Below are 16,217 nucleotides of genomic sequence, written 5' to 3'. Positions count from 1 at the left end.
GACACGCCGGACCCGCAAACGGGGCGCCTTGAGTTCCCGACGAAGCGCGGCGGCGCCCCTTCTCAGTCGATGGCGTTGGTCGCGACGTAGTGCTCTCCGGGGCGCCGACGCCTTCGTTTTTCCCAACACTGCTTCTCGATCCGAAATCCGATCCTGCAGGCACCCCTGAGGGATTGCTTGGCTTCTTTCCTGGCCTGAAGCGCGGTACCGATCGCGGCCCTCAGATCAGGCAGGCCCTCGGCAGCGGGGTGCTCCGCGAGGCGGTCATGGATTGTTTGGAGGAGCCCGTCAATGTCGCTGTCCAAGCCGAGCAGTACGGTCAGGAAAGGGATCACCCATTCCTCAACATTCGGCGCATGTTCTGCGCTGACTTGCAGGTCGCTCAAAGCCCGATCAGCGCTCATTTCGATGTATTGTCGGGCATCGCCGTGTACTGACGGACCGGTCCTCATAATCAGCTCCTCACCCTGTGAGCGGTAGTTATCCTGCGCCCATCGTCGTGGCCCTGCCGTGAACATGTCCGTTAATACTCGGCGGCGGATCTGAAACCCAGATGAGGACATTGTGAGAACTTTCTCATCCACGGCCCTGAAGTCGGACTCAGGGCCGGTAGGAAGCGCCTATTGAGGCGTCGCGGGCTGGGCGGACGGCAAGCGTTGCGGGTAGTGCAGTCCGTTCGCGTGAGTGGAACCCGGGACGGGTGCGGGTAGGAATACTGACGACGCTTGGCGCCGCGTTACTGACGGTGGTGAAATCCAAGTGTTGGCCACTCATGACGGCAGCCCCCGTCACCCATAGCCTTGAATGGGTAATAGTGCATCATCACCACCGAACCAAGCAAAGGTCTCCTCATGGCCCCATGTTCCCCGGTGCGGGCAGGAGGGCGATGGAAGCCTCGCACGTCCGGGGAACCGGACGGGCGTACGGAGGCGCCGCCACCCCACCTGCGGATTCCGAATGCAATGCACCTTGCCGGGCCGGCTGATCGTATTCTCCCCGGATCGACGGCGGCGCGAAGCTCATCCCGTCCAATCCCTGCCGCGGGTGCGGAGAACAATGTCCGGGGCCATTAGGGGCCGCAAGGCCGCCGCCTCGCCGGGACCTGACCCCCCGCCGGGCCGACGCCTATCCGATCTGGCCGTGTTGCGGGGTGCCACCGCGGAGGCGGCGGGCAAGCTGCGGGACCTTGCCAGCCCGTCCGCGTTCGGGGGCAACTTGCGGCTTCTACGCGCTAAGACTCAGTCGGTGCGTTTCCGGGTGCTGGCCACGATGCTTGTTCTGATGTGCGCGGGGCTCGCCCTCGCTGGCTTCATCACCTACGCGCTGGAATTCCGCGATCTGGACAACCGGGTGGATCAGTCTCTTTTGGACAGGACCCGCCAGATCCAAAAGCTTGCCGCCCATCCTGCGGATAAATCCGCCATGCCCGTCCGTGCCGGCAGTGCCGGCACGGTCGTTGAACGTATCAGCGACGCCGTTGACCAGATCGACACCAGCCGGCACGAGGTCATCGCGGTACTGATCGACGGGCGCGTGGCATGGAAGGCCGAAGGCAATCCCGACCAGAGCCTTCTGTCGGGTGATAAGTACGACGGCGCGGCCGCACTCCTGGTTCCGGACCGGACGGTATTAGGCGATCTTTCCGCCGGCCAGCCCCTGCGGATCGCTGTCAGTCCCGTCAGCGGGGCGCCGGAGGGCAGGACCGTCCTCATCGTCGGTAGGTCCAGCGGTGACCAGCGGGACCGCATCCTGGCCTCCATGCGGACCTACATGCTGGTCTCAGGCGGGACGCTGGCGGTCTCCGGGGTCGTGGGTGGCCTCTTGGCCGGTCGGCTGCTTGCGCCCCTGCGCCGCCTCCGCGAGGCGACGGAGATCGTCAGCCACAAGGACCTTACCCGGCGCATCGATGTGCGCAATGGCGTTGATGATGTGGCCCAGTTGGCCCGCACCTTCAACACCATGTTGCAGCGCCTCGATGACGGGGTCCGCGAGCAGCAGCAGTTCATGGACGACGCCGGCCACGAGCTGCGCACACCGCTGACCATCATTCGCGGCCACCTGGAACTGATGTCTGTCCACGACCCGGCTGAGGTGGCCGGGACCAGGGACCTGGTCCTGGAAGAGGCGGACCGTATGCAACGTCTGGTCGATGATCTTCTGCTTCTGGCCAACACCCGCCAGCCGGACTTCCTCCGGAGGGAAAAAATCCGTGTTGTCGATTTCACCGCTCATGTGATGGAGAAGATCCGCGTCCTGGCCGACCGTCGCTGGCAGATCGACGAAACGGCCGACACTGTCATTGTCGCCGACCCGCAGCGGCTGACACAGGCCCTCGTGCAGTTGGCGGCTAACGCGGTGAAGTATACGGATTCGACCTCAACTATTGCGGTGGGCAGCAGGATTGAGCATGCAGCCGCAGCGGTGGTGGCGGGGTCCCCGGCGACCGGCCGGCGCATGCTTGCGCTGTGGATGCGGGACACGGGATCGGGCATCCTGGCCGAGGACCAGCACCGCATCTTCGATCGCTTCGCCCGGGCCGTCCCCGGACGTGGTCCGGACGGGTCCGGCCTCGGTCTGGCCATTGTGAGCGCCATCGCCGAGGCCCACGGGGGCCACGTCAGCCTCAAATCCGCATACGGCAGCGGCTCGACCTTCTCCCTGCTCCTTCCGGCGTCCGACCGGGAGTCTGCGCGATGAGCCGGATCCTGATCGCCGAGGATGAGGAACGCATCTCCCGGTTCCTGGAAAAAGGCCTCCGTGCCGCGGCTCACACCCCCTCGGTCGTCGCGGACGGGATCACCGCCCTTGACTACGCAACTACAGGGGAATTCGACCTGATGTTACTTGACGTCGGGCTGCCAAGGCTCGACGGCTTCACCGTCCTGAGCCTGCTGCGCAAATCCCGGATCAACCTGCCGGTCATTATCCTCACCGCCCGGAACTCCGTGAGTGACACGGTCGCGGGCCTGGACGGCGGGGCCGATGACTACCTGGCCAAGCCCTTCCGCTTCGAAGAGCTCCTGGCACGCATCAAGGTCCGGCTCCGCGAGACCGCCCCGGAGAACCAGGGAAGGTTACTGCGCTGCGGATCCCTGGAGCTGGACCTGCTCACGCGTCTGGCCCGGGCCGGCGGGTCGGAAGTTGAGCTCTCGGCCCGTGAATTCGTTATGACCGAAATGTTTCTGCGTAATCCAGGCCAGGTCCTGACCAGAGATCAGCTCCTCAGCCATGTATGGGGCTATGACTACAACGGCGCGTCGAACGTCGTGGACGTTTACCTGCATTACCTGCGGCAAAAACTGGGCGGGAACCGCTTTGTCACCGTCCGCGGCGCCGGCTACCGCCTGGTGGAGATCTGAGTTCGTGAGAATCCTCTAATCATTGCCCAATCCGGTTCTCATGCCGGGCGTCCAGAATGGTGGTTCCAACAGGTATCCGGACTGGGGCCGGGAGCAGAAGTGCGGGAGGACCGCCGTGGAACCGTTACGCATTGCGCTGTATTCCCATGACTCGCTCGGGCTCGGACATGTCCGCCGCAATCTCGCCCTTGCCCACGCCCTGACCAACCAGCTGCCCGGCCTGACTGGACGGCCGGTAACGGGCCTGCTGATTACGGGTACCGCGGTCGCCCCGGGCTTCCGCGCCCCCGAAGGCTGGGACTGGGTCCTGCTGCCGGGGGTCGATAAAGGCCCCGCCGGCTACAAACCGCGGAACCTGAACATGCGCATGCCCGATCTGGTGTCGCTCCGGGCCGTTGTGCTGGAGGGCTTCCTGACCGGTTTCCGCCCCGACCTGATCGTCATCGACCGCCACGCCACCGGGATCCACCGCGAACTGGACGCCGCCCTGAGCCGGGTGCGTGCCGAGGGCCACGCCAGGATTGTGCTGGGGCTGCGGGAGGTTCTGGATTCCCCCGACACGGCGCGAGATGAATGGGACCGGCTTGGCGGCGCCGGCGTTGTCAGGAAGTTCTTCGATGAGATCTGGGTCTATGGCGACCCCTCCATCCACGACCCCGTGGCCGCGGGCGAGATACCGTTCTCGCTGAGGGGCCTGATCCACTACACCGGATACCTGGCCACGGGCCGGCCTCCGGGCGCGGGCCCGAACTGCATGCCGGGTCCTTACTTCATGACGACGGTTGGCGGAGGATCAGACGGACACGCCCTAGCCAGCATCGCCGCGGCCACACCACTGCCGTCTGGGCTCGGACACCTGATCGTCACCGGGCCGCAAATGCCCGCCGGGGACCTGCGCCAAATACGCCGGCTGGCCACCACGGGCACCACAGTCGTGGCGGCCGTGGACGATGTCATCGGCCACATGCGTCGGGCCGCTGCCGTGGTTTCGATGGGCGGATACAACACCGTGTGCGAGATCATGAGCACCGACGTTCCGGCGTTGATCGTCCCGCGCAGCCAGTCACGCGCCGAACAACTCATCCGCGCCCGGTCGCTGTCCCGCGCCGGGTACCTGGAACACCACCACATCGGCACCCTGACCCCCCAGATCCTGGCAGCCTGGCTGGCTGCCCGCCTCGGGACCCGGGTGGACCGCAGCCGGGTCCTCCTGAACGGCCTGATCCGTGTGCCGCAACTGGCCGCCGGGCTGCTCCAGACCGGTCCCAAGGCCGCAGCACTCCCCCTGCCGGCCCGGGAGAGCGAAAGTGCCGGCCGTGTGGCCGTCTGAGCCGGGGACCGCATACGTCCTGAAAATGTATCCGCGGTTCTCCGAAACTTTCATCGTTTCCGAGATCCTGGCCCGGGAAGCGGCCGGAGACCGGATTGAGATCTTCTCCCTGCGCCCGCCCCGGGACCCCCGGTTCCACGCTGAACTCGCCCGGATCCAGGCACCGGTGACATACATCGACCGCCCGCTCAGGACCGCTGACCTCTGGGAGGCTTTCCGCGCAGCCGAAACGGCCGGGCTCACCGACGCTTTGGCACGGAACTTCGCCGGGCTTGCCGCCGCCGAACCCGATGATGCGGTCCAGGCAATAAATCTTGCCACGGCCCTGTCTCAACGGAACATCCGGCACATGCACGTCCATTTTGCCTCGATTGCCACCAGTGTCGCGCGCCTGGCCTCAGCCATCACCGGCATTCCGTTCTCCTTCACCGCCCACGCCGTGGACATTTTCCATGATTCAGTCCGCAGCGAAGATCTCCGGATCAAGCTCGAACAGGCTCATCACGCCGTCACGATCAGCAGTTATAACCTCCGCCACCTGCGCCGGCGCTTCCCCGCTTCGACCTCCCGGCTGCACCTGGTGCGCAATGGACTTGAACTGGACCGTTTCCCCTACCGGGACCCGCCGCCGGTCCGGGCGACGGTCCGCGTAGCCGCCGTGGGCCGGCTCGTTGAGAAGAAGGGATTCCAGCACCTGCTGCCTGCCGCCGCCGAGCTTGTGGCCCAGGGCTTCCGTCTAGAGGTGCGGATAGCCGGAGCGGGAACCCTGGCCCGGGAGCTGCAGGACAGCCTTGAACGGCTCCGGCTGACCGATCACATCCGGCTCCTCGGGGCGCTGACCCAGGACCAGATCCACGAACTACTCAGGACCTCGGACGTCTTCGTCGCACCTTGCGTCGTCGCTGCCGATGGAAACGCGGACGGCATGCCAACCGTGCTGCTCGAAGCGATGGCCGCGGGGGTACCCTGCATCGGGACCGCCGTCACCGGCCTCCCCGAAGTCGTTCGCGACGGCCACACCGGAATCCTCGCCAGCCCCGGAAGCCCGCACGCCCTGGCACGGGCGATCCAGCGAATTTGCTCGGCGGGCACCGACAGGACCGCGATGGCCCGCAACGCCCGCGCCCTGATCGAACACGACTACGACGCCCGACGGCAGGCGCAAACGCTCCGGGCGTTATGCCAGGATCAAAAGAAGGTCCCCTGATGCACGTGGCCTATGTCTGCGCCGACCCCGGGGTCCCGGTCTTTGGTACCAAAGGCTCCTCGGTCCACGTCCAGGAAATCGTCCGCGCCTGGCGGAACACGGGTGCGGACGTGACGGTCTATTGCGCCCGTCTCGGGACGGCCTGTCCGGCCGACCTTGAGGATCTTCACGTCGTCGAAATCAACCCCGCACCGGCGGACGGCCGGGCCCGGGAGCGGGCCGTCGAAGACGCTGCCGTTGCCCTCACCGACAGAATCCTGCGGGACGGTTGCAGCCTGGCCTACGAACGCTACTCCCTGTTCAGCCCGGCCCTGTCCATCGTCTCCGGCATTCTCGCCGTTCCCACGATCCTGGAGGTCAATGCCCCCCTCATCGAAGAACAACAGCTCTACCGCCAGCTGACCGGGGTGAAAGCAGCCGAAAGTGTCCTGCGCCGTAACGCCGGCGCCGCGGACGTCGTGGCGTGTGTCTCCGAACCCGTCCTGGGATGGGTCCGCCAACGGGTACCTGGGGCCAGCACGGTCCTGGCGCCCAACGGCGTCAACACAGGACGCATCGCGGCGCGGCCCACTGGGCGGGGCAATCCCGATCACCTGACGGTGGCCTTTGTTGGAACCTTAAAACCCTGGCACGGCGTCCCGTTCCTGCTGGAGGCCGCCGCGAGGGCAAACACGACAGCGGGGCGCCCGCAGGACCGCTGGCGTGTGCGGATCATCGGCGACGGTCCGGCCAGGGCCCGTCTCGAACACCTCGCCTCCTTCCTTGGCGTGGACACCGAGTTCACCGGGGCTGTCGCGCCCGCGGCGGTGCCTGGACTGCTCCATGAATGCGACGCGGCCGCGGCTCCCTATCCCCTGGCGGAGACCGGCGGCGATGACTATTTTTCGCCGCTGAAAGTTTATGAATACATGGCCGCGGCTATGCCGGTCATCGCGAGCAACGTGGGCCAGATCCCCACCATCCTGGACCATGGCCGGACCGCAATATTGGTTCCGGCTTCGGAACCGGACGCCCTGGCCTCGGCATTGACCCGGCTGGCGGCCGACCCTGACCTACGCGACCGCCTCGGCATTCAGGCACGCGAGGACGCCGTAAGGCGCTTCAGCTGGGACGGCGTTCTGGCCCGGATCACCGCGGCCCTGCCCGCCCAGCCAAAGGCTGCCCACCCATGAGACCCCACCCCAAACACAGCAACCGGCGCACCGGAAGGCGCCCCGGAGGCCCCCTGTCCCGGGGCCGAAGCGCTAAACCGGAGTCCGGGCTTCGCCGGACCTTGCGGTGCGTACGCCCGCATCTTCAAGGGCACCGGCTCCTGATGGCAGGTGGATTCGCCGCACTGGCGGCGGATGTCCTGTTTCGGCTCCTTGAACCATGGCCCGTGAAACTGGTCATCGACGCCGTGTCCCGTTCGCTGGGAGCCACCCTGCGCAGACCCGGGCCGAGCATGAACGCGAGCCTGGAGACCCTGCTGCTGTGCGGCGCCGCGATCGTGGTCATCAGCATCGTGCGCGCCATCGCCAACTACTGGTCCGCGATCTCCTTCGCGCTTATCGGATCCCGGATCGCCGCCGATCTCAGGGCCCGCGCGTTCCGGCATGTGCAAAGCCTGTCCATGCGACACCATACCCGCGCCTCAACCGGGGACACTGTCCAGCGGCTGGTCGGGGACGTCTCCCGCCTGCAGGAGGTCGCTGTCACCGCCGGACTTCCGCTGCTGGGCAACGTGATCACCCTCCTGGCCATGACGGTGATATTGCTCTGGCTCGATCCGCTGCTGGCCCTGGTCGTCTTCTGCGCGGCAGGGATCTTCGCCCTGCTTTCCCGGAAGAGTTCCGGTCCGATCACCACCGCTGCTGGAAACTCCCGCAGAGGGGAAGGGACCCTGGCGACCACGGCCGCCCAAACCCTGGGCGCTATCCGCGAAGTCCAGGCCTACGGTCTGGAGGACACCATCAGCGCCGGCTTCCGCTCCAGCAACCAGGCGACTCTCGGAACCGGAGTCGTCGCCCTTCGGCTCGCCGCAGGGCTGGAACGCCGCACCGACGTCCTGATCGGCCTGGCCACCGCCATTGTTCTGGCCGGAGGGGGGTGGCGGGTGCTGGACCACTCGATCACCCCCGGAGACCTGGTCGTCTTCCTGACCTATCTGAAAACCGGGATGAAACCGTTGAAGGACCTGGCCAAGCAGACCGGACGCATCGCCCGGGCCACGGCCTCCGGCGAACGGGTCGCGGACCTCCTCGACGCCCAAACCGACCTGCCCGAAACCCCCAACGCACGCGCACTCGATAGCCGGAACCCAGACATCGTCTTCGAGAACGTCTATGCCGGCCACGGGGAAGGAACAGTGCTGCACGGGATCAACCTCAGTATCCCCGCCGGAGAACATCTGGCCATCCTCGGACCGTCCGGGGCCGGAAAATCCACCCTCGCCAGCCTCATCCTGCGCATGATCGACCCCATCTCCGGCACGGTCCGGGTCGGAGGCAAGGACCTGAAAGACCTGCAAATATCCTCCGTCCGTTCGCACGTCTCCATCCTGCTCCAGGACTCCGTCCTGTTCGGCACCACAGTCAAGGAAAACATCAGGTTCGGACGCCTGAATGCCTCCGACGAGGAAATCCGGTCAGCTGCGTCACTGGCCCAGGCCGATACGTTCATCCAGGCTCTGCCCCGCGGCTACGACACCGTCCTGGGAGAGGCCGCCAAGGACCTTTCCGGCGGACAACGCCAACGCCTTGCCATTGCCCGCGCCATCCTCAGGCAGGCACCCATCGTCATCCTGGATGAAGCGACCGCAGGCCTGGATCCTGCCTCCCGCGAAGCTGTCCTGGACGCCCTGGACGCACTGACGAGGGAGCGGACTTCCATCACCATCACCCACGACGATTCCTCCGCCCGCTCATGCGACCGCATCATCTGGCTCGAGAACGGCCACATCGTCGAGGAGGGCCGCCCGGCCGATCTGCTGCGCGACCCCGACACCCGCTTCGCCGTATGGGTGGGAAAACAACGCCACCCCTACCGGAACCCCTTGGAAGTGAGAGCATGACACCGATCCCAAGCGGCCGCGCCCAGGCGGACCAGGCCCTCGCCCACCGCGACACCGCCCTTCCCTGCCTGGCCGATCTGCTCGACAACGACCGCCTGTCCGGGCTGTTAGGCGAGCCTGTCCACATCACCAGGGTCCGCTACAAGCCGCGCACCTCGGTGCTCGTCGCTTTTCGCCGCACCCGCAACGGCAGACACCATTACGGCTGGGCCATGAACCGAACCCCCGAGGGCACTACCAAACTCCACCATCGGGAACACTTCTCCAGCACCCACGGCGGGGACATCCGGCTCCTGCGCCCAGACCAGTCCCGGCCCGATGTGATCATTGCCGTCGGAAGTTTCGAAGACGATTGGGAGCTGGCAGGAAACCTGCTGTGGCTCCGCGACCACGGCCTCCAGCGGCTCGGCGCCCGGCACCGCCCCGGAAGCGGCAGCTTCGGGGATGTCGGAACCATACTGCGCTACAAGCCCGAACGGCGCCTGGTACTGATGGACGCCGGCCCCGGCGGGTCCATCGTCATCAAAACCGCCGCGCAGCCCTACGACGCCCAAATGCAACGGCGTTTCTGGGAACGACTGAACCAGCATGGGGTCCCAGTGCTCCCACTTCTGGCGGATGAAGAATGCTCGAAGCACGGCATCAGCGCCAGCCCGGCCTGGGGCGGGGGGGACCTGGCGGCAGTCGACGGAGACAACGGGGCCCACCGCGCCGGTGAGGCCCTGGCCAGGCTCCACAGCATCCCTGTCGACTCCGGTGTCACCACCGCCGCCCGGTCGGGGAATCTTTTGGCCCAACTCCTCGCCGCCCGCTCCATGATCGCCGCGCTCGTGCCCGCGTTCGAAGACGTCGCAAACCTGCTCGCGGCAGACCTCAGCCATCGGCTGCCAGGACACAGAGGCCCGCGCGATCGTGTGCTGGTCCACGGCGACTTCTCCCCCGACCAGGTGCTCATCACCGGCCAGGAGGTCCGAATTATCGACTTTGACCGGACCCACACCAGCGCACCGGAAGCGGACCTCGGCTCTTTCGCCGCGGTCGAGGAAATCACCGCTCCCACCCAGGAGACGCGTACCACGGGCGGGTCAAAAACGGCACAGCTCACCGAAGGCTACGTCCAGGCCGGGGGCGTTTACTCCCCCGGAAACCTGGAGCTGTGGACCGCCTTTCGTCTGTTCACCGGCAGCGTCGACCCTTTCCGGGACCGGGCCCCGGAGTGGGCCGCCAACATGGCCTGGCACCTGGACCGGGCCCGGGAGCTGATGAGATGAACTGGCGCCCTCCCGTGCCATCGCAGGTCACCGACACCAGTGGCACCACCTGGCTCGTGCGCCGGGCCTGGCCCGGGCCCGTAGCAGGCGAGTACGTCCTGGAAGTACGGGACGCTGCAGGATCGGGCGTCCTGGCCGCCCACCTCCGACAGGGAAACTTCGAACCTGTCCCGAGCAACGACCCGATGATGCCCTCGCTCGCCCAGGAAGCACCCAGGGGCACGATCCTCGTCCACCGCGCCCACAAACGCGCGGTGATCCACGCCGGAGGCCAATACATCAAAGTGTTCCGGCCCGGGCGCGCCCTGGACGCCGCCATCCGACACACCCTCGCGACTATCCCTGCCGGTGACGGACCTTTCCTCACCCCGCGGATCCTTGCCGCAGACCCCGATGTCATTGTCTTTAGCAGCCTCCCCGGACGTTCCTACTACGAACTCGGGCACGACCATACGACCGTCACCGACGAATCCTTTAGCCACACATGGACACAATGGTCACGCGCCTGGGCCAGCACCGTGTCCTCCACCAGCAGCGCCGGCCTCCGCGCCGGCCTGGACCACCTGCCAGAACACCCGCCGGAAGCGGAAGCGGTCAATCTCCGGCGCTGGATCAATCACTGGCTCAGGCACAGCGAGGGCATCCCCGAGGCCGCCACGGGCCGCGCCGCCCTGCTCGAACAAGCGCAAATAGCCCTGACCAGGCTGACGGAGACGCCAACGGATCCACTGGGATGGGCCCACGGGGATCTGCACGACAAGCAAATCCTCGGCGCAGGTCCCGCCGCCGCGCCCGGGCTTCTGGACTTTGACGAAACCTGTCTCGCCGAGGCCGCCCTCGATCTGGCCAACCTCGACGTCCATCTGGAACTGCGCCTGCGCCAACATCTGCTGACAACCAGACGCTACGTCATCGCCCATCGCAGCATTCTCGCCACCGCGCAGAAACTGCACGTCAGCCCCGACCGGTTCGCCGCCTACGCCGCCTGCACGCGGCTCCGACTGGCATGCCTGTATTCCTTCCGGCCGCCCTGGGGAGCCGACGCCTCGCAATACCTCAATGACGGCGGAAACCCTGACACCACAGGACCCCGGGAAGGCATGTCATCCAGCACCACGCCACGGACTGCTGCCCGGAGACCCGCTGCCGCAGGGGGACGTCCGGTGACAGGACGCCGGCCCCGGCCCTGAGCACGTCACCGCTGCCTCCATGCACCATCCCGCAGTTGTATAAGGAGAACCCCATGAAAGCGATCACCACCACGGAGCTTTCAGGTGCCACGGCGGCACCCCCGCGGCCCCGACCCCTCACCATCACCGTCATCGGAACCGGGTATCTGGGCGCCACCCATGCGGTCTGCATGGCCCTTCTTGGCCATAACGTCACGGGGATAGACGTGGACGAGATCAAAATCGAGGCCCTCTCCCAAGGCCTGCTGCCATTCTTCGAACCGGGCCTGGTCGAGCTCCTTGGGCAGGCCCTGGAAACAGGACGGCTCGGGTTCACCACCGATTTCGCCACCGCAGCGGAGGCCGATATTCATTTCATCTGCGTTGGAACACCCCAGTCCCCCGACTCCGACGCCGCCGATCTTCGCTTCGTCCACGCCGCCGTACGCCGCCTTGCCGGTCATCTGCACCGCAGATGCCTGATCGTGGGCAAATCGACGGTGCCCATTGGCACCGCCGCCCGGCTGACATCCCTGGTCCATGGTTTATCCCCGGGCGGTGCCGCGGTGGAACTGGCCTGGAACCCCGAATTCCTGCGCGAAGGACACGCCGTCGAAGACACGCTCCGGCCCAACCGCCTCGTCTTCGGCGTGAACAGCGACTGGGCACTGCAACAGCTCAGCGCCTGCTACGCGCCCCTCATCGAGGCTGGAACCCCCGTGGTCACGACGGACCTTCCCACCGCGGAACTGGTCAAATCAGCAGCAAACTCGTTCCTTGCCACCAAAATCTCCTACATCAACGCCATGGCCGAAATCTGCGAAGCCACCGGCGGGGACGTGAACCTCCTGGCCGAGGCACTCTCCTACGACACCAGAATCGGCGGCCAGTTCCTCAAACCCGGACTCGGCTTCGGCGGCGGATGCCTGCCCAAGGACATCCGGGCGTTCGCTCACCGGGCCCGCGAACTCGGCGTCGGACAAGCAGTAAGCTTCCTGCACCAAGTCGATGACATCAACCGGCGCCGCAGACAGCGGACCGTGGACCTCGTCACCGATCTCGCCTACGGCAACCTCGCCGACGTCAAAGTCACCGTCCTGGGGGCCTCGTTCAAACCAGACTCCGACGACATCCGGGACGCTCCCGCCCTGGACGTCGCGCGCATGCTGCACCTAGCCGGGGCACAGGTCACAGTGTTCGACCCCCGGGCGATGGACAACGCCAGAAGGAAATACCCTGAGTTAACCTACGCAGAGAGCCTCGACACGGCCGTAACCGGCGCGGAGGTCCTCGCCCTCCTGACCGAATGGGAGGTCTTCAAACAAGCCGAGCCCACCGAGCTGGGCCGCCTCGTCGCCCGGCGCAACATCGTCGATGGCCGGCACGCCCTGGACGCCGATGCCTACCGCGCAGCCGGCTGGGACTACCGCGCCCTGGGAGTTCCCTCGCCGCTGAGCTCGCTGACCCTGCTGCCCGCCACAAACACCAGCCCCGCACGTGGCGCCGCCCGGCCGGAGCCGGCCGGCGACCCGCACCCGGTCCCGTAAGGGCAAGGCCTGCCGGAACAGGACCCGCCGGTGTCCGGTCACTTCAAAAGCTCGTTCATGACAGGCGCAGCGCGGTCATTCCCGGTCAGCGGCGTCAGTCCCCAAGACGCCTCGATCGTGTGCAGAAGCGAGTAATGACTGTACCGGGCGCCGGACATGTAGCCCTTCCTGGCCGCGGACCCGGTGAATACTGTGCCCACGCCGTTGCTCTCCTCGCTGCCCTCATCCCACGTGATAACCAGGAGGGAATTCTGCGTCGTGAACGCCGGGGATGCCAGGATTTCCGGGACGTTCCGGGAGAGCCACACATCGCCGGTCTCCACCGGACAATCGTGCATGTCGTTGCACATGTCCGGACTGATGAAAACATAGTTGGGAAGCGTGGACGCGGACTTGAGGTCAGTTGTCAGAGCAGTGAACGGCACGACGTGCGCCGCGCAGTTGGCGCCGTTCGCAGTGACGCCGGAGTAATACATGAAGGGATTGTGCTTCACCGCGTACGTACCGGAGTTCCTCGCCCCGCAAGGACCCGGCATGCCTTCGGCATACATCCGCCAGCTTCGCCCCGACTGTTCGACGAGGTCAGCTATGTTCCGGACCCTGGCCGTACAGTCACCCCCCGGAGGATTGCAGTCATCGGTAATCCCGGCGTCGGTGCCGCTCGTCAGAGCAAGATAGTTGGGCAGGCTCGGATGAGCCACAGCCTCGTAGTTGGTCGCCACCGCAGAGGCCGCGGCCAACTGATTGATAAACGGTGCATCAGAATTCCCCAGGATGTCAGCCGCCGGTTTGTTCTCCTCAACGATAATGACAACATGATCCAAGCCGCCCGTGGCGACACCTGAAGTGGTTCCACCCGGCGACGTGTCCGGAATCGCAGCCGATGGCGGGGCCGGGACACTGCTGCCCCGGACCGGCTCCGGCTCAGACGCAGACGGATTTTCGGCGGGGCCCTCCGGCCCGCACCCGGCAATTGGCAGCACCAACGTAAGAAGGCCAACTACGGCTCCAAGACATCGTCTCCGGTTGCCTACCATCACCTGACAATAGGCAAAGCCGACGGATCCGAACATACCTCCCGGTGTAATCCCAGGGGTTCGAATCCGATTGTGGACGCACCGGAGACAGCGGATCAGAGGGGATCCCGGCGAAAGTGCATCGCTCGTATATGCTCAAGACACACCCGGAAACAGGATCCTTATGTGCCTTGAGCATTCACCGCAGTCGCCCTCCTCCCTCAGTAGGCGCACAGCTCTGGGCGCCCTCGGCATGACCCTGATGACAGGATTGAATTCCTGCGCGGCGCCGGATGCAGGCGGCACCGGTCCGTCCAACCCCACGCTCCTCATGGACCCGTCTGCATCGCCGGAAGCACCAACCAGCAGCCCCGCGACAGGTATCCCATCGGACTCGACCAAACGTATCCTCAAAGGATACGTCCCGGACTACCAGATCCCGCCCGTGCAAAACGGCCTTGCACCGGTGATCACCAGGATCGCGACGAAGCACCCCGTCGTATTCCTAACCATCGATGACGGCATCACCAAGAAGCCCGAGATGGCGGCGCTCATGGACCGGTTCGACTACCCAGCGTCCCTGTTCCTGACCCGCGATTTTATACAAAACGACCCCGGTTTCTTCAAAGGCCTCCAGGCCCAGGGCAGCCTTATCGAGAACCACACGACCAGCCACAACGTCAACATGACCACCCAATTCAGCTACGCCCGGCAGCTCGCAGAAATCACCGCCATGCAGGACTACGCCCTCCAACAGTACGGGCGACGGCCCACCCTGTTCCGGCCACCCGGGGGCACCTACTCCAATGTCATGCGCAAAGCAGTCGCCGATGCCGGCCTCAAAGCCATCATCACCTGGGAGGCAAAAGCCAACGCCGGCCACATGGACTACCAAACCGGCCACTCCCTGCGCCCTGGCGACATCGTCCTCATGCATTTCCGCCCCGAATTCGCCACCGACCTGGCAGCCTTCCGGCAGGCACAACTCGACGCCGGACTGGAGGTCGTGCTCCTCGAGAACTTCCTCGGTGCCACCTAGGACAGGCGCAAGAGAGTCGAAACGGGTTCGCCAAGCGCAGCAGGGGCATTGTGAATGGCGTCGGTCTGCAGCGCAATGTCAGGCTCGAATCCTGAACACACAGTCCATCTACTGCCGGGAACGACGACCCAACCCCGGGCCACGAGTTTCGCTCTTGCACCCGTCGCAACGCTGTCATGCAACACGTAGGCGCTTCGTGCAAGAATTGCCGGAGCCCGGCTAGGCACCTGACGCCCCGGCCCAGGACCGGACGACGCCGTCCATCAGGGTGGTAAGTCTGCGGTGGACCCGCGCACTTAACGACGGTTCCACAGGACCTTGAGAGCTCATGGCGTGCCAAGCCGGGTGTGCCTGGTGCTGGCGGATGTCCTGCGGATCACCGCTGGCGCCGTCGCGCTTCGAAAGGACCCTTTGGCCGCACCGGCGACCTCTTCATGGTCGGCACTCCTCCTAGCCAGAAAAGGGGGATCTTGTTCACAGATGGCAAACGCACTGTGACTCAACGAAGACTCCATGCCCGCCGTCGATGTGGGGGACGCGGTGTGCCGTTGTCGGAGCTGTCACCGCTGCTGCCGATTGCACCCTTGATCGTCTCGTCTGCGTCACGCACAAGAGACTCAGGCAATGCCTCAGGCCCTAATTCAAAAGCCCGCGCTGATCACCGACGGTCACCTGTCATCGAATTGCTGATCGTGCTGGGCCTGTACGTCAGTTTGCCCAGCGCCTTCCTTCCCGGACTCCGGTACACCGTGGTCGCCGCCGGCTTCGTGACGCCGATGAAACTGAGGGCCTAGCGCTTCTTCGCACACCCCCGACAGCGCCGGAATGGCTCAACTTGTTCACTTGACCGTGAGCGTCCCGTGCATGTTTGGATGATGCGTGCAATGGAACGCATAAGTCCCCGGCCTTGAAGGGGCGGTAAAGGTGGCCGTGCCCCCGCTGCCCTTGACCTTCGCGTCAAAGGCCTGGCCCTGGTCGGCGGTCACGGTATGGTCCGCGCTGTCCTGGTTAGTCACCGTCACCGTAGCACCAGGGGCCACCGTGATCGGTGTCCCAAAGGCGAAGTCCTTGATGGTGATAGCCGTCGTGGCGGAGTTTGGCCTCGCCTCGGTCGTCGAGGGCATCACGGAGGACGATTCCATGGGCATACTTGCCGAGGCGGTGCCGGTCGCCGCCGACGTCGGGGTGCAGGCGACCCGGTGCCGGGGGCGCACCCAACCACCCCGG

13 protein-coding genes are annotated in these 16,217 nt (G+C 65.7%); 10 read left to right on the top strand and 3 right to left on the bottom strand.

The features are described from left to right. Positions 1-62: 62 nt before the first annotated feature. The gene (locus ACP4XC_RS09020) at positions 63-404 is read right to left on the bottom strand and encodes a hypothetical protein (protein WP_427174581.1); all 342 of its coding nucleotides are present in this window, start codon (positions 402-404) and stop codon (positions 63-65) included. Between the two features lie 652 nt (positions 405-1,056). On the opposite strand from ACP4XC_RS09020, the gene ACP4XC_RS09015 reads away from it, so the two are divergent. From ACP4XC_RS09015 to ACP4XC_RS08975, 9 genes are all read left to right on the top strand, one after another. After that, the gene (locus ACP4XC_RS09015; protein WP_427174579.1) at positions 1,057-2,697 is read left to right on the top strand and encodes a sensor histidine kinase; all 1,641 of its coding nucleotides are present in this window, start codon (positions 1,057-1,059) and stop codon (positions 2,695-2,697) included. Continuing rightward, positions 2,694-3,359 (top strand): response regulator transcription factor, encoded by a 666-nt coding sequence (locus ACP4XC_RS09010; RefSeq protein WP_427174578.1) that lies wholly within the window; start codon positions 2,694-2,696, stop codon positions 3,357-3,359. Before ACP4XC_RS09015 ends, ACP4XC_RS09010 begins: the two co-directional genes overlap by 4 nt. A 115-nt stretch (positions 3,360-3,474) precedes the next feature. Continuing rightward, entirely contained in the window at positions 3,475-4,689 is a 1,215-nt protein-coding gene (locus ACP4XC_RS09005) for a glycosyltransferase family protein (RefSeq protein ID WP_427174577.1), read from the top strand. Further along, positions 4,676-5,896 (top strand): glycosyltransferase family 4 protein, encoded by a 1,221-nt coding sequence (locus ACP4XC_RS09000; RefSeq protein ID WP_427174576.1) that lies wholly within the window; start codon positions 4,676-4,678, stop codon positions 5,894-5,896. Before ACP4XC_RS09005 ends, ACP4XC_RS09000 begins: the two co-directional genes overlap by 14 nt. After that, positions 5,896-7,068, top strand: a complete 1,173-nt coding sequence (locus tag ACP4XC_RS08995; RefSeq protein WP_427174575.1) for a glycosyltransferase family 4 protein — start codon at positions 5,896-5,898, stop codon at positions 7,066-7,068. Before ACP4XC_RS09000 ends, ACP4XC_RS08995 begins: the two co-directional genes overlap by 1 nt. Positions 7,069-7,211: 143 nt before the next feature. Then, complete coding sequence (locus ACP4XC_RS08990) at positions 7,212-8,948, top strand: ABC transporter ATP-binding protein (protein ID WP_427174574.1); 1,737 nt, start codon at positions 7,212-7,214, stop codon at positions 8,946-8,948. Further along, a complete protein-coding gene (locus ACP4XC_RS08985) occupies positions 8,945-10,219 on the top strand; it encodes a phosphotransferase family protein (protein ID WP_427174573.1) in 1,275 nt (424 codons plus the stop codon). The genes ACP4XC_RS08990 and ACP4XC_RS08985 overlap by 4 nt, the downstream gene beginning before the upstream one ends. Then, positions 10,216-11,409, top strand: a complete 1,194-nt coding sequence (locus ACP4XC_RS08980; RefSeq protein WP_427174571.1) for a phosphotransferase — start codon at positions 10,216-10,218, stop codon at positions 11,407-11,409. Before ACP4XC_RS08985 ends, ACP4XC_RS08980 begins: the two co-directional genes overlap by 4 nt. A gap of 53 nt (positions 11,410-11,462) precedes the next feature. Beyond that, on the top strand, positions 11,463-12,935 hold the full coding sequence (locus ACP4XC_RS08975) for a UDP-glucose dehydrogenase family protein (protein WP_427174570.1): 1,473 nt from the start codon (positions 11,463-11,465) through the stop codon (positions 12,933-12,935). A gap of 38 nt (positions 12,936-12,973) precedes the next feature. Here the strand turns inward: ACP4XC_RS08975 and ACP4XC_RS08970 are convergent, their stop codons facing one another. After that, positions 12,974-13,759 carry an alkaline phosphatase family protein gene (locus ACP4XC_RS08970; protein ID WP_427174569.1) on the bottom strand — a complete coding sequence of 262 codons (786 nt, stop codon included), beginning with the start codon at positions 13,757-13,759 and terminating at the stop codon, positions 12,974-12,976. A 445-nt stretch (positions 13,760-14,204) separates the two neighbouring features. On the opposite strand from ACP4XC_RS08970, the gene ACP4XC_RS08965 reads away from it, so the two are divergent. After that, the gene (locus ACP4XC_RS08965) at positions 14,205-14,990 is read left to right on the top strand and encodes a polysaccharide deacetylase family protein (protein WP_427174568.1); all 786 of its coding nucleotides are present in this window, start codon (positions 14,205-14,207) and stop codon (positions 14,988-14,990) included. An 839-nt stretch (positions 14,991-15,829) separates the two neighbouring features. Here ACP4XC_RS08965 and ACP4XC_RS08960 read toward each other — a convergent pair. Continuing rightward, on the bottom strand, positions 15,830-16,132 hold the full coding sequence (locus ACP4XC_RS08960; RefSeq protein ID WP_427174567.1) for a cupredoxin domain-containing protein: 303 nt from the start codon (positions 16,130-16,132) through the stop codon (positions 15,830-15,832). Positions 16,133-16,217 lie beyond the last annotated feature (85 nt).

Origin of the sequence: Arthrobacter sp. 92, from assembly GCF_050260325.1 — a bacterium.
Taxonomy (GTDB): Bacteria; Actinomycetota; Actinomycetes; order Actinomycetales; family Micrococcaceae; genus Arthrobacter.
This window is presented reverse-complemented; position numbering and strand designations above follow the sequence as displayed.

Bases quoted from the DNA above. Each gene is read 5' to 3' on its own strand.
- ACP4XC_RS09020 (WP_427174581.1), bottom strand. From the start codon at position 404: ATGAGCGCTGATCGGGCTTTGAGCGACCTGCAAGTCAGCGCAGAACAT.
- ACP4XC_RS09015 (WP_427174579.1), top strand. From the start codon at position 1,057: ATGTCCGGGGCCATTAGGGGCCGCAAGGCCGCCGCCTCGCCGGGACCT.
- ACP4XC_RS09010 (WP_427174578.1), top strand. From the start codon at position 2,694: ATGAGCCGGATCCTGATCGCCGAGGATGAGGAACGCATCTCCCGGTTC.
- ACP4XC_RS08995 (WP_427174575.1), top strand. From the start codon at position 5,896: ATGCACGTGGCCTATGTCTGCGCCGACCCCGGGGTCCCGGTCTTTGGT.
- ACP4XC_RS08990 (WP_427174574.1), top strand. From the start codon at position 7,212: ATGGCAGGTGGATTCGCCGCACTGGCGGCGGATGTCCTGTTTCGGCTC.
- ACP4XC_RS08985 (WP_427174573.1), top strand. From the start codon at position 8,945: ATGACACCGATCCCAAGCGGCCGCGCCCAGGCGGACCAGGCCCTCGCC.
- ACP4XC_RS08980 (WP_427174571.1), top strand. From the start codon at position 10,216: ATGAACTGGCGCCCTCCCGTGCCATCGCAGGTCACCGACACCAGTGGC.
- ACP4XC_RS08975 (WP_427174570.1), top strand. From the start codon at position 11,463: ATGAAAGCGATCACCACCACGGAGCTTTCAGGTGCCACGGCGGCACCC.
- ACP4XC_RS08965 (WP_427174568.1), top strand. From the start codon at position 14,205: ATGACCCTGATGACAGGATTGAATTCCTGCGCGGCGCCGGATGCAGGC.
- ACP4XC_RS08960 (WP_427174567.1), bottom strand. From the start codon at position 16,132: ATGGAATCGTCCTCCGTGATGCCCTCGACGACCGAGGCGAGGCCAAAC.